We start from the raw sequence: 12,661 nt of genomic DNA on the forward strand, positions 1-12,661 counted from the left end.
ATCACCCCTTGGCGCGCTCGACCTGCATGACGCCCACAGCCGTTCTGAAGGCCGCGATCATGGACGAGAGGTGACGCAGATCTTTCACTTCCAGATCCACCAGAATTTCCATGAAATCGAGCTGGCGGTTTACGATCTTGAGGTTGAGGACGCTGCCATTGTGCTTTGCGGCCACGTTCGTCAGGGTCGCAAGAACTTCGGGTTCGTTGGCAGCCACCACCGACAGCCGGGCCGTATAGGGCTCGGCGCCCTGACGACGGCCAAGGGCTTCGTAATCCCAGTCCACTTCCAAGAAACGCTCGGGCGTATCGGCAAAGCTGGACAGGTTCTGACAGCCACGCCTATGGATAGTGACGCCCTTGCCCTGCGCGATAATGCCGACGATCGGGTCTCCCGGCAGGGGGCGGCAGCAGCCCGCAAAACTGATGGCAATCCCCGAACCGATTCCCTTGATCGTGCTCCCGGAATGCGCCGATGTTTTCGGGGTACCATGCCCCGATCCCAGCATGAGGGACTGCCCGAAACGGGGCGATAGACCCGGCACCATCCGGGGCGCACGAACGCTCTGACGCAGTTCGGGATAAGCGGTATTGACGACATCCTTGGGGCCAAGCTGGCCATTGCCGACCGAGACGTATAGATCTTCGACCGAAGCCTGACGAAGTTCCTTGAGGATGCCGTCGAGCACCTTTTCGGAACCGTCCACGCCTTCCTGACGGAAAGCCTTGGCGATGGCGGCACGACCGTTGTCGATATGGCCCTGCCGCTGCTGCTGCGTCACAAAACGCCGGATACGGGCGCGGGCCTTGCCCGTTGCGACGAAGCGCTCCCAAGACGGCGACGGTGTACCGCCACGGGCGGTCATGATTTCGACCTGATCGCCATTCTGCAATTCATGCCGCAGCGGCATCAGACGTCCATTCACCTTGGCGCCAACACAGGTATCACCGACCTGACTGTGCACCGCATAGGCGAAATCGACGGGAGTGGCACCACGTGGCAGGGAAATCAGCTGCCCCTTGGGGGTGAAGCAGAAAACCTGATCCTGATAGAGTTCCAGCTTGGTGTTTTCGAGGAATTCGTCAGGAGCCTGACTGTCCTCAAGGATTTCCAGAAGATCCTGCACCCAGCGCAACTTACGAGTCGGCGCGCCAAAGGCTGACGACAGGGCCGCAGCCTCGCGCTCGCTGGGAGTTGCATGTTCCTTGTAAGCCCAGTGAGACGCCACACCGTTTTCAGCCAGATCGTGCATTTCGGCAGTGCGGATCTGAACTTCGATTTTCTGGTTGCGCGGATGGCGCAGGGTCACGCCGGTATGAAGGCTCTGGTAGCCGTTGGCCTTTGGGGTCGAGATATAATCTTTGAAACGCCCGGCGATCATCGGATAGGCGCCATGGATAGCCCCGAGCGCCATGTAACAGGCGTCACGCGTGGGAACGAGCAGGCGGAAGGCCATGATGTCCGAAAGCTGCTCGAACGCCACGTTCCGACGCTGCATCTTTTCCCAGATCGAATAGGGCGATTTTTCGCGGCCCGTAACTTCGACCCTGTCGATCCCGGTTTCCGTACACAGGGCCATCAGTTCCTGACGGACCTGCTCAATGACGTCCGCCCCCTGCCCCCGCAGGAAGTTCAAACGCGCACGGATTGTCGCGTCGGCTTCAGGTTCGAGCTGGGCAAAAGAAAGGTTCTGAAGCTCCGTCTTGACGCGATCCATACCGATGCGCTCAGCGAGCGGCGCGTAGATGTCCATCGTCTCGCGGGCGATACGCTGCCTGCGGTCCGTGCGCTGCACATAATGAAGTGTGCGCATATTGTGCAGACGGTCAGCCAGCTTGACGATCAGAACGCGGATATCCCGCGACATGGCCAGAACCAGCTTGCGGAAATTTTCGGCCTGTTTGGTGCGGTCGGACTGGAGTTCGAGCCGCGTCAGCTTCGTTACCCCGTCAACGAGCGCTGCGACGTCTTCACCGAAGCGGGCTTTCAGGGAGTCACAGGAAACGCCGGTGTCTTCGACAGTATCATGAAGCAACCCCACCATAATGGAGGTCGCATCCATGCGGAAACCCGCAAGGATATTGGCGACGGCAATAGGGTGCGTGATGTAGGCGTCGCCATTATCGCGACGCTGCTCGTTATGGGCGTTGGCCGCCACATCATAGGCGGCCTCGATCTGCGCGAGATCGGCTGACGGATCGTAGCTTTCGATTCGTCGCAGCAGTCCGGCGATGGACGGCTTGAAATCTCCGCTTGCTACAGGCGGGGACGTAGTCGGAGGAGATGCTGCATCAGGCATGAAGCATATCCTCCCTTCAGTGAACGCGGGCAGAGATCAGCGACGACCCCGACCACCGAGTTCGGCTTCAATGGCAGCAGCTTCGTCAGCAGACATATTCTCGGCCATGTGAGCATGCTCTTCTTCTGTCGAGACATCCTGCAGGCCAAAGATATTCTGGTCTGTCGGGATCAGATCCAGCACTTCTTCGTCAACGGGCTCCGGCTCGGGAGCGCGCGCCAGAGAGCGGATGATGCCTTCGCGCAGAACGGGCAGACTCACCTTGTCTTCGGCGATTTCACGCAGGGCGACGACCGTATTCTTGTCGTTTTCACGATCGAGACGGATTTCCTCACCACGTGACAGGCCACGGGCACGCTGGGCGGCCAGCAGGACCAGTTCGAAACGGTTAGAAACCTTCTCGATGCAATCTTCGACGGTTACGCGCGCCATGCGACAGGCCCCCTTCGGGTAAGACAAAAGAATAAAATAAGAGAGAACGCTGGCAATAACATGCAGTTCATGCGAATGCAATCGGCGCCTGCCCTACCTTCAGAATTGAACCCGAGTGCCTCCAAGCCCATTTCCCATCGGAGGGCAGCGTCGGCCCCTGTCGCACGGGGCAACATATTTTATATACTCAGGATTACACACATGCTTTTGCGCCAGAACGAACGCACTGCCCTTTTTATCGACGGCGCCAGCCTCCACCATGCAGCTCGCAATCTGGGTTTTGAAGTCGATTTCCGCAACCTGCGTCAGCTGTTTGAGAATGCGTGCCTTTTCCAGCGCGCCTTTTATTACGCGGCTATGCCCGAGACGGAAGACTACTCTCCCCTGCGCCCCCTGACTGATTGGCTTTCCTATAACGGCTATCATCTCGTGCTGAAAACTGCCCGGGAGTTTACGGATCATTCAGGAAGACGGCGTATCAAGGGAAACATGGATGTCGAACTGACAGTGGATCTTCTGGAACAGGCGGGCCGCCTTGATCACGCCGTGATCATAAGTGGCGATTCCGATCTGCGCCGCGCCGTAGAGGCGGCGCAGGCGCGCGGTGTTCGGGTTACGGTCATTTCCTCAATGCGCTCGACCCCGCCCATGATCGGAGACGATCTGCGGCGCCAGGCGGATCTGTTCGTGGAACTGGCCGACATCGCGCCGTCGTTTACACGGCGTCAGGCTGAACCCCGCAATCTTCCCCGACAGGGGCCAGTTCGTCATCCTGCCGACATCAACAGTGACGAGACCAGCGATTCATGACCCTTCGGGCTTCTACCGGAACAATCTCCGCCCCTCCGCCCATCCCCACCTTCCTAGAAGGCGGCCGGTCAGGAACGGGGCCGCTTTCAGCCGAGATGCTGATTGTCTGCCTTGATCCGGAAGGTGCTACAGAAACACTGGCGTCTTTTCTGGACGCCAACAGCATCGTTTTCGACGCCGATGCTGGCGGCCCAGAAGCCATTCTGGGCCGAATTACCAGCGTCATGCAGCCTCTGTCGCCGCAACCGCTGGCGCTGCCGTCCGAACTCGAAGCCTGCAGCACCGCGCTCTGTACCGAACTCCAGAGCATGCCCAGACTAAAGCTTGTACTCACACTCGGAATCAGCGCGCATATTGCAGTTTTGGGAGCATGCGGCATTCCTCTGTCTCGCCTTGATTTCCGGCCCGGTGAAATTACCCATCTTCCCGATGGCCTACTTCTGGCCGATGGATGTCATTTCCCGACCAAACCATTTCCAGCCGAGATGATGGCACAGCGTCGTTCCGCACTGACTGAACTTGCGCCCAAGATCCGCGCAGCACTGCGTCCTGTTATCTGACAATCTAACGGTTTCTGCGGCAAAGCCCATTTATCTGGGTCTTTGCGGCAGAAACCGGGACATTAACAACACACCAAGCCCAGCAAGATAGGGCGCTGACACACCATTCAATGTTTTAAACGACAGAAAGAAATGGATGCCCGCCAGCACTGCGGCCAGGTAGATCAGCCTGTGCAGCACCTTCCATTGACGCTTCATCAGGCGCATGGAAAACGCATTCGAGGTCAGCGCGAGTGGGACCAGCAGAACCAGCGCGCTCATCCCGAGAATAATGAAGGGTCGGTGCGTGATGTCAGTCCACAGGACACCCCAGTCGAAGCCGTGATCCAGGCCGATATAGGCCAACACATGCAGACTGGCGTAGAAAAACGCCAGTAGTCCGGTGAGGCGGCGGTATCGGAGCAGGTTGATGCCCGCAAAGCGTTTCAGCGGAGCCAGTGCCAGACAGGCCAGCAGAAAGCGGAAGGCCCAGAGGCCCAGTGACCGCTCGAACACATTGACCGGATCGGCACCAAGCTCCCCATGCTGCCCCTGCCAGACCAGCCATGCAGCCGGCATCATGCCGATCGGATACAGAATGACGCGCCAGTGTCGTTTTACGGCTCTTAAGGCGGACGCAGGGTCTGAGGACATCAGAAGTTTTTCCGCAAATCCATGCCGCGATACAGATCCGCCACCTGTTCGCCATATCCGTTGAACATCAGTGTCGGCTGTCGTGTGGCGCCGAACAGGGAGTGTGCGCCTATGACGCGCTCTGTCGCCTGACTCCAGCGGGGATGATCGACCTGCGGATTGACGTTGGCATAAAAGCCGTATTCATCCGAGGCGAGACGGTTCCATGTCGTCGGCGGTTCGTGATCCAGCAGACGAATGCGCTGGATGGACTTGATGCCCTTGAAACCATATTTCCACGGAACGACCAGACGAATAGGCGCGCCATTCTGGTTCGGAAGCGTTTCGCCATAAACGCCGAGTGCAAGCAGCGTTAGCGGATTCATGGCCTCATCCAGACGCAGACCCTCCACATAAGGCCACTGAATCCCCGACAGACCATCGCTCTGTCCGGGCATCTCCGACGGGCGCAGAACGCTCTCGAAAGCGACATGGGTGGCGCGCGGATCGGGATCGGCATCCTTCAGCAGGCTCGCAAGCGGAATACCGTCCCACGGAATGACCATGGACCACGCCTCGACGCAGCGCATACGGTAAATACGCTCTTCCATCGCCGCAGAACGCAGAAGCTGCTCGACATCCAGACGGACGGGCTTGCGGACAAGGCCTGTAATTTCCAACGTCCATGGGAGCGGATGGAAATCCTGGGAGCGAGCCGCAGGATCGGCCTTGCCCATCCCGAACTCGTAAAAATTATTATAATGAGTCACGTCTTCGTGTGGCGTCGGCGTCAGATTGCCGGAATATGGACCGGGATGTGTTTGCAGGGAGGCAGCCTTTGCCGTAGTGGCAAGCGCGCTCAGGGCTGCGGCACCGCCGATCAGGGCCCGTCGGGAAAGATAGGCTTCTTTCGGCGTAATCTCGGACGGCTTGGGTCTGGGGTACTGAAAAAGTGCCATGATCAATTTCCGGACTTTGAGAAACTCTGGCACCTATGATGCGTGAGTTTGTCGTAACGCATCATAAGGAGCCAGTATCCATGTCCCGTCCTAAAATCGGTTTTATCGGCTACGGCGCGATGGCTCAGCGTATGGGCGCCAATCTGCGAAAGGCTGGCTACCCGGTTGTGGCGTTCGCGCCTTCAGGCGGCAAGGACGAGACGGAGATGCTGCCCTCACCCCGCGCAATTGCCGAAGCCGCCGAGATCATCATTTTCTGCGTGCCGAACGATGCAGCGGAAAACCAGTCTTTGTCTGGCGAGAATGGCGCGCTTGCAGCCCTGACGGCTGATAAGCTTGTCCTCGATACATCCACGGTTTCGCCGGATCAGGCTGACGCCTTTGCAAAACTTGCCGTCGAACACGGTTTTTCTTTGCTCGATGCTCCTATGTCCGGCAGTACGCCAGAAGCCGAGAGCGGCGATCTGGTCATGCTGGTGGGCGGTGATGAGGCTGTGGTAAAGCGGGCCCAGCCGGTTCTGGACGTCATCGGCAAACTGACGATCCATGCTGGCCCAGCGGGTTCTGCGGCACGCCTGAAGCTGGTTGTGAACGGTGTGATGGGGGCCACGCTCAATATCGTGGCCGAAGGCGTGTCTTACGGTCTTGCCGCCGGACTGGACCGCGATGTCGTGTTCGAGACGCTGCAACAGGTGGCGGTCGTCAGTCCGCATCACAAGCGCAAGCTGAAGATGGGCCAGAACCGGGAATTCCCGTCGCAGTTCCCCACGCGCCTCATGTCCAAGGACATGGGACTTCTGCTGGATGCCGGTCGCAAGGTCGGCGCGTTCATGCCGGGCATGGCTGTTGCCGATCAGGCACTGGCCCTTTCAAACCGTCTGCATGCAGATGAGGATTACTCTGCTCTCATCGGTGCGATGGAACACAGCGTTGCCAATCTTCCTCATAAATGAGAACGATACGCGGGAGCGGCCGTCTCTAAGGGCGGTCACCTCGCCTTATTCTGCCAAGGAGTGACATCATGGCCTTTGAACTTCCCACCCTGCCCTACGCCGAAAATGCTCTTGCCGATGCCGGCATGTGCCAGGAAACGCTGGAACTGCACCACGGCAAACACCATCAGGCCTATGTCACGGCTCTGAGCGATTTCGTGGAGAGCAAGCCGGAACTCGCAGGCAAGACGCTTGAGGAGATCATTACGTTCTCCTACGGCAAGCCCGAGATCGCTCCGGTCTTCAATAATGCGGGCCAGCACTGGAACCACATCCTGTTCTGGAAGAATCTGTCTCCGACGGGCGGCAAGATTCCGGCTGGTCTGGAAAAGAAGATCGCTGAAGATTTCGGCTCCGTCGAAGAGTTCAAGAAGCTCTTCAAACAGGCCGCCACGACGCAGTTCGGTTCCGGCTGGGCCTGGCTGGTACTGGACAAGTGCGGCAAGCTTGCCGTGACAAAGACGGCAAACGGCTCCAACCCGTTGGCCGAAGGTCAGGGCAAGGCCCTGCTTGGCCTCGACGTCTGGGAACACGCCTACTACCTCGATTTCCGCAACCGCCGTCCGGACTATGTCACGAACTTTCTGGACAAGCTCGCCAACTACGAATTTGCGGAAGCTGAACTGAAGTCTGCCTGATCCCTTTTCGGGTTCATCAGATCAAAAAAAGCCCCGTCCGGTTTTCCGGGCGGGGCTTTTTCGTGAACGGCTCTGCAAGTTCCAGTTCAGGAATCGTTGGCTGGCTTTTCACGCGACGTAATATTCGTGATCGTGCTGCGAACGATTTTCACGCGCACGCCCTGAGCGATCTCGACATCCACTTCATCGCTGTCATCGCGGGTCGCCTGCACGACGCCGACGATGCCGCCTGCTGTGACGATCCGGTCACCGCGACGCAGGGAGCCCTGCTCATCACGCAGTTTGCGCGCGCGCTGCTGCTGGGGACGGATCAGCAGGAAATAGAACACCACGAAGATGAAAATCATCGGGGCGAACTGAAGCACCTGCGGGTTGGAGAGCAGACCACCACCATCGGCGGCCTGGGCGGAAGAAATGAACAGACTGCTCATGGATGTCAGGGTCCAGTCTTGAGTGAAGCTGGCGGGGACCATATCGTCCGGGGGCTGCCCGTCAAGCGTGGCGCCGATGTCTTTTGATCTCAACTTCTTTCAGAGCGGAACCCTTTTCCATGACCGACCACGCCCTGCTCAGCGCTCTCGAACGTATTGCCGCCAGTCTGGAGCGCATGAGTCCGCCCCCGCCGAGCGCAGATATCCTTCACAAACACGACGCCTTTCTCTGGCAGGCCGCACTGGGTGTGCTGACGCCAGTGGAGAAAGTTTCTGGCGTTCCTCTGTCGCTGTTGCAGGGTGTGAAGCGGCAGATGGATCAGGTAATGGCCAATACACGGCATTTTGCCGAGGGATTCAGCGCCAATAATGTGATGCTGTGGGGCGCGCGCGGTATGGGGAAATCCTCGCTCGTGAAAGCCTCCGTTGCGGCAGTGAACGAGGAACAACGGGCGGAGGGGGGCGGAACACTGGCGCTGATCGAGATCCAGCGCGACGAGCTTGCTTCCCTGCCCAGACTGCTGGCCGTTCTGCGGACCACGCAGCGTCGCTGCATCCTGTTCTGCGATGACCTTTCGTTCGAAAGTCAGGACGCGGACTACAAATCTCTCAAATCCGTGCTCGATGGTGGCATCGGCGGTCGGCCAGAGAACGTCCTGATCTATGCGACGTCAAACCGGCGTCACCTGATGCCGCGGGAGATGATCGAGAACGAGACGGGCAGCGCGATCAATCCATCCGAAGCGATTGAGGAAAAGGTCTCGCTTTCGGACCGGTTTGGCCTTTGGATCGGGCTGTATGGCGCAACACAGGACGATTATCTGGCGATCGTGGAGGCGTATGCGGCGTACTATAAGCTGCCGGTTTCCAGTGAGGACCTGCGACGCAAGGCATTACAATGGGCCATGGCACGCGGCAGCCGGTCCGGCCGCGTAGCCTCGCAGTTCATCAGCAATCTGGCTGCGGAACTGGGTATTCCGCAGCACTGAAAGCGGATCTTTCTCACCATTAAAAAAAGCGGGGCTTAAACCCCGCTTTTTTTAATGATCCAGCTTCAAAAAGAGGCGCTGACGGTGCCGAAGAATTCGCGGACGGGGCCGCGTTCCATGGACTGATAATCGCCCACGGCGGGGTTGTCGTTCTCACCCATCATGGAGATGTATTTGGTGTTGAACAGATTATAGACGTTGAAGCTCGCCGTGACATCTTTGAGAACGCTGAGCTTACCGAAACGGTACTGCGCACCGGCATTAGCCAGCCAGTAACCGCCGATCGATGTGTCGTTCATGAAACTGTAGTAACGGCGGCTATAGTAGTTCGCATCGAAATGCGCCGTCATACCCTTCCAGCTATAGGCAACCGATGTTTTGTACATCCATGCCGGATAGTTGACGATATTCTTGCCCGCCAGCGCGTAATAGCCGCCGACCGTATCGACGTTCCGGTCGTAGGTGCCTTTGTTGTAGCTCAGATTGTTGCTGATGCTCAGACCATCGATCGGGGTGATGGTGATGTCACCATTGGCACCCGTCATGGAAATATGCCCGAAATCAATGACCTGCGAAACCGGATTGGTCAGGGAGCCTACGGCAGCGGCCAAAATCGGGTGGATCAGGCTAGCGTGATAGACGGTCGCATTCACCTGAAGGAGTTTGGACGAATAGCGATAGCCACCGAGATAGACCCAGGCCTTTGAGGGTTCGAGAGACTTCTTTTGCGCCTGGAACGTCGCTTGATCCTGCACGGAATAGACCGAGTTTGCCACGCCATAAGCCGAGACTTCATAGGCGCGCATGTTTTCGGCCACGTCCACATAGATCTCGTGGTGGCGGTTGATATGCCAGTCCAGATTGATGTGCGGCAGGAAGGCCTGAGACGCTGTCAGTGATCCGTTCGGCAGGGCGTCCGCACCCGTCCAGTCAGCATTGTTATACTGTGCGCCGCCGGATGTGGTGGCGGTCATGGACTTGAAACCGGCATGCAGGATCAGGCCTTCAGCAAGCTGGATACTGTCCTGAAGATGGAACTGCATGACGTTGGTGTTCCACTGGAAGTTGTAACCTTCCAGATAGGCCGGACCATAAACGCCATAGGGCCCAACGGCCTTGAGTGGTGCGCCCTGCCCCAGAATCGGCTCGCGGTAATTGAAGAGCCCGGCCTGCTGGTTATTGTTTTCGTACCAGACGCCGCCTTCGATCGTATGGCGGCCCCATTTGTAACGCAGGCTGGTATCAAAGCCGTAGCGTTCCTGACGGTTCTGCCAGACTTCCTCGGACAGAGGCGCACCACCCTCGACCTGATCGTCGGGGTCGCTGTCGGTATAGCTGTAATAGCCAGTCTGGCTATGACCGTAGATCGTACTGTTCCAGGTTAGATGATCAGTGAGGGCAAGGTCGAAATGCAGACCGCCCATGTAATTGGTTTCGGCCTGACCGCCATCATACATGGCGATATTGGAGCCATCGATACCCGGAACACTATCATAACCCGCCGGATAAGGGCGCGTGCCGTTGGCAATACCGTAAGCCAGCGCGTAATTCGGATAAAGATGCGGTGTGCGCCAGCCGAGATTCTTCAGAATCCCGATGGACGTATCGGGATAGTTCCACTGGGCAAGGCTGGACCAGTTGAAGAAAGCGGACATGCGGCTGCGTTCGTTGATCGGCTGTACGAGCTTCGCATCGACCTGCTGCATGAACTGGTCGCCGCTGCCCATCCACATACCTTCGTCGGTCCGGGCATAGGAGGTGTAGAGCTTCGTACCGGTCTGGTTCAACTTGCCGGAATCCAGCCGCACATAAGTGCGGTAGGAGCCATAACTGCCAAAGGACTGGCTCACCTTGCCGCCGCGTTTGTCGTCGGGGTCCGAAGAGCCGATCTGGATCGTCCCGCCCAGCGTGTTCATGGAGGGCAGTTCAACCGAGCCTGCGCCCTGCGACATCCGCATGGACTGGATGTCGTCTGGAATAATGGCGGAGGCCAGGCTCATGCCGCTGACGGACTGGTAAGTCTGATCGTTCAGGGGAACACCATCCACCGTCACGCCCATCTGGTTCATGAAGAAGCCACGGACGTAAAGATTGGCGCCGAAACTGTCGATGCCGAACGGATCGGTGGAGGTGAAGCTCACACCCGGCGTGCGATCCAGCATCTTGTAGGCGCTGGTTCCGGGGACGTACTGGCGCATGATGGCTTTTGAGACAGCCTGCTCGGCGTCACGACCCGTCAGCTGCCGTCCCGTGACGGCAACGCTTTCGGTCGCGCGGGATTCCAGAGCCTCGGTCTTGCGACGGGCCGGTGCGGCGCGCTCCACGCCATTCCGTGCAGATGCGCCAGAAACAGCTTTCGGAGCTGCTTTTGGGGCATGATGCTTCGCCGGGTGTGCAGAGACCGACACCGGTGAAGCATCATCAGCTGCCGGAAGAGGCTGATGCCCTGCCGCCAGAGCAGACTGGCGAACTGCGAACAGTGCGATGGAGGACAGCAGCAGGGATCTGGTTCGCACCGTGGACGAAACTCCGGAATCTGGGTTTTGTGAACTTTGGGAAGCGGTGTCCTAAACGTGCCTGCACACTGCGGAAAGCACCAGCATTGCTAGATGATGTTTCAATGACACGAAAAAGGTGGTTTTTGTGCCGCATGTTGCGGGAAAGACGCGCTCTGTGAGAGTGAATGATCGCTTCCTGTGGTGGGGCTTTGCCTGTTAGGTTTGTCCTTAGCAAGACAATGTCGCGGTTTCATCACGGATCAGGATACTCATGTCGCAGACGCTTTCTGTCTCTTCTGCTGCCGAAAACTCTCCTTCGGACACGGATCGGGTGATCGACCCGAATATCGGCGAATATTCTCCTGTGGAGGATGTGGTCCGCAAGACAGGAGATCTACGGCGCGTCCTGTCCAACCCCGACTACTGGTATCCGGTCGCATGGTCTCGTGAACTCAAGCGCGGCAAGACGATTGGCACGCGCTATGCCGGACAGCCGATCGCACTCGTGCGCCCGATGGATGGCAGCGTGTTTGCGCTAGAAGACCGGTGCGCGCATCGTCAGGTGCCGCTCAGTCTGGGCAAGGTCAGCGGTGAAGCGGTTCAGTGCTGTTATCACGGCTGGGCCTACGGACGCTCCGGGCGGTGCATCGACGTACCGTATCTGGGCAAGGGCAAGCTGCCAAACGGCGTGCGGACCTATCCGTGCCGCGAGGAAGGCGGGCTGATTTTCATTTTCCCGGGTGATCCCGCGAAAGCCGAGAGCGTGCCGTTTCCGCAGATGGGATCGGTCGGCAATCCCGAATACAAGACACGCCGCTTCGGCGAGACGGTCGCATGTCATTACAGTTTCATGCATGAAAATCTGATGGATATGAACCATCAGTTCATGCACATGAAACAGATGGGCCAGATGAAACCGCGCTTTCTGGGCGGGCGAGATGAGCCAACGCTGGTCGAGGCACGCTACAGCTTTGCCCGGACCGGCGGCAAGCAGCCTTGGGGCGAGACGTTTATTTTCGGCGAGCGCCGCGATGCGAGCGAGAAATACGCCCATAAAGACGTCATGACGATCCGGACGGAATATCCGTACCAGACACTGCGCATCGCCACGGGTGATGAACCGCCGGTCATGGATCTGTGGATTGTCTATGTCCCGCAGGATGCGGACCAGAAGACCTGCCGCGTCTTCGGACTGCTTTCGATCCGTCGCCCGAAGGCGAAGCTGGTTCTGGACATCGCGTGGCCGTTCCTCGTTGCGTTCACGGAGCGGATTTTCAAAGAAGACCGGGACATCGTGGAACTGGAACAGGCGGCGTGGAACGAACAGGGCGGCGACCGCAATCAGGAAGTCTTCCCAGTCATCAACATGCTGCGCCGGCTTCTGGCCCGATGCGGCGTTCCAGCCGACAAACCTACAGAACAGCAGGTTTCACAATCCTGA

At 58.3% G+C, this 12,661-nt stretch carries 12 protein-coding genes; 6 read left to right on the forward strand and 6 right to left on the reverse strand.

The window, feature by feature from the left end; all coding sequences use genetic code 11:
• Nucleotide 1: 1 nt before the first annotated feature.
• Both GKO01_RS01455 and rpoZ read right to left on the reverse strand, forming a co-directional pair.
• Nucleotides 2-2,299 carry a RelA/SpoT family protein gene (locus tag GKO01_RS01455; RefSeq protein ID WP_099285364.1) on the reverse strand — a complete coding sequence of 766 codons (2,298 nt, stop codon included), beginning with the start codon at nt 2,297-2,299 and terminating at the stop codon, nt 2-4.
• A 36-nt stretch (nt 2,300-2,335) separates the two neighbouring features.
• Nucleotides 2,336-2,731, reverse strand: coding sequence for a DNA-directed RNA polymerase subunit omega (gene rpoZ / locus GKO01_RS01460; protein ID WP_099285564.1), 396 nt, complete (start codon nt 2,729-2,731; stop codon nt 2,336-2,338).
• A 201-nt stretch (nt 2,732-2,932) separates the two neighbouring features.
• Here rpoZ and GKO01_RS01465 point away from each other — a divergent pair, with 201 nt between their 5' ends.
• Nucleotides 2,933-3,541: a LabA-like NYN domain-containing protein gene (locus tag GKO01_RS01465; RefSeq protein ID WP_099285365.1), complete on the forward strand. Its 609-nt coding sequence runs from the start codon at nt 2,933-2,935 to the stop codon at nt 3,539-3,541.
• On the forward strand, nt 3,538-4,101 hold the full coding sequence (locus GKO01_RS01470; RefSeq protein ID WP_099285366.1) for a uracil-DNA glycosylase family protein: 564 nt from the start codon (nt 3,538-3,540) through the stop codon (nt 4,099-4,101). Before GKO01_RS01465 ends, GKO01_RS01470 begins: the two co-directional genes overlap by 4 nt.
• 30 nt (nt 4,102-4,131) lie before the next feature.
• Here the strand turns inward: GKO01_RS01470 and msrQ are convergent, their stop codons facing one another.
• Both msrQ and msrP read right to left on the reverse strand, forming a co-directional pair.
• Entirely contained in the window at nt 4,132-4,734 is a 603-nt protein-coding gene (msrQ, locus tag GKO01_RS01475) for a protein-methionine-sulfoxide reductase heme-binding subunit MsrQ (RefSeq protein WP_099285367.1), read from the reverse strand.
• Entirely contained in the window at nt 4,734-5,672 is a 939-nt protein-coding gene (gene msrP / locus GKO01_RS01480) for a protein-methionine-sulfoxide reductase catalytic subunit MsrP (RefSeq protein WP_099285368.1), read from the reverse strand. Before msrP ends, msrQ begins: the two co-directional genes overlap by 1 nt.
• Nucleotides 5,673-5,752: 80 nt before the next feature.
• Here msrP and GKO01_RS01485 point away from each other — a divergent pair, with 80 nt between their 5' ends.
• Both GKO01_RS01485 and GKO01_RS01490 read left to right on the forward strand, forming a co-directional pair.
• Nucleotides 5,753-6,625 carry an NAD(P)-dependent oxidoreductase gene (locus GKO01_RS01485; RefSeq protein WP_099285369.1) on the forward strand — a complete coding sequence of 291 codons (873 nt, stop codon included), beginning with the start codon at nt 5,753-5,755 and terminating at the stop codon, nt 6,623-6,625.
• Nucleotides 6,626-6,693: 68 nt separating this feature from the next.
• Nucleotides 6,694-7,302 (forward strand): superoxide dismutase, encoded by a 609-nt coding sequence (locus tag GKO01_RS01490; RefSeq protein WP_099285370.1) that lies wholly within the window; start codon nt 6,694-6,696, stop codon nt 7,300-7,302.
• Nucleotides 7,303-7,388: 86 nt separating this feature from the next.
• Here GKO01_RS01490 and yajC read toward each other — a convergent pair whose 3' ends face one another.
• Nucleotides 7,389-7,733, reverse strand: a complete 345-nt coding sequence (gene yajC, locus GKO01_RS01495) for a preprotein translocase subunit YajC (protein WP_099285371.1) — start codon at nt 7,731-7,733, stop codon at nt 7,389-7,391.
• 119 nt (nt 7,734-7,852) lie between these two features.
• Between yajC and GKO01_RS01500 the strand changes: the two genes are divergently transcribed.
• Nucleotides 7,853-8,722: an ATP-binding protein gene (locus GKO01_RS01500; RefSeq protein WP_099285372.1), complete on the forward strand. Its 870-nt coding sequence runs from the start codon at nt 7,853-7,855 to the stop codon at nt 8,720-8,722.
• A 65-nt stretch (nt 8,723-8,787) separates the two neighbouring features.
• Here GKO01_RS01500 and GKO01_RS01505 read toward each other — a convergent pair whose 3' ends face one another.
• Complete coding sequence (locus tag GKO01_RS01505) at nt 8,788-11,238, reverse strand: TonB-dependent receptor (RefSeq protein WP_099285373.1); 2,451 nt, start codon at nt 11,236-11,238, stop codon at nt 8,788-8,790.
• Nucleotides 11,239-11,491: 253 nt separating this feature from the next.
• Between GKO01_RS01505 and GKO01_RS01510 the strand changes: the two genes are divergently transcribed.
• On the forward strand, nt 11,492-12,661 hold the full coding sequence (locus tag GKO01_RS01510; protein ID WP_174694199.1) for an aromatic ring-hydroxylating oxygenase subunit alpha: 1,170 nt from the start codon (nt 11,492-11,494) through the stop codon (nt 12,659-12,661).

The organism is Gluconobacter kondonii (assembly GCF_002723995.1).
GTDB classification, from domain to species: domain Bacteria; phylum Pseudomonadota; class Alphaproteobacteria; order Acetobacterales; family Acetobacteraceae; genus Gluconobacter; species Gluconobacter kondonii.

Excerpts from the sequence above, each read along its gene's own strand:
- GKO01_RS01455 (WP_099285364.1), bottom strand. The coding sequence starts at position 2,299 with ATGCCTGATGCAGCATCTCCTCCGACTACGTCCCCGCCTGTAGCAAGC.
- rpoZ (WP_099285564.1), bottom strand. The coding sequence starts at position 2,731 with ATGGCGCGCGTAACCGTCGAAGATTGCATCGAGAAGGTTTCTAACCGT.
- GKO01_RS01465 (WP_099285365.1), top strand. The coding sequence starts at position 2,933 with ATGCTTTTGCGCCAGAACGAACGCACTGCCCTTTTTATCGACGGCGCC.
- GKO01_RS01470 (WP_099285366.1), top strand. The coding sequence starts at position 3,538 with ATGACCCTTCGGGCTTCTACCGGAACAATCTCCGCCCCTCCGCCCATC.
- msrQ (WP_099285367.1), bottom strand. The coding sequence starts at position 4,734 with ATGTCCTCAGACCCTGCGTCCGCCTTAAGAGCCGTAAAACGACACTGG.
- msrP (WP_099285368.1), bottom strand. The coding sequence starts at position 5,672 with ATGGCACTTTTTCAGTACCCCAGACCCAAGCCGTCCGAGATTACGCCG.
- GKO01_RS01485 (WP_099285369.1), top strand. The coding sequence starts at position 5,753 with ATGTCCCGTCCTAAAATCGGTTTTATCGGCTACGGCGCGATGGCTCAG.
- GKO01_RS01490 (WP_099285370.1), top strand. The coding sequence starts at position 6,694 with ATGGCCTTTGAACTTCCCACCCTGCCCTACGCCGAAAATGCTCTTGCC.
- yajC (WP_099285371.1), bottom strand. The coding sequence starts at position 7,733 with ATGAGCAGTCTGTTCATTTCTTCCGCCCAGGCCGCCGATGGTGGTGGT.
- GKO01_RS01500 (WP_099285372.1), top strand. The coding sequence starts at position 7,853 with ATGACCGACCACGCCCTGCTCAGCGCTCTCGAACGTATTGCCGCCAGT.
- GKO01_RS01510 (WP_174694199.1), top strand. The coding sequence starts at position 11,492 with ATGTCGCAGACGCTTTCTGTCTCTTCTGCTGCCGAAAACTCTCCTTCG.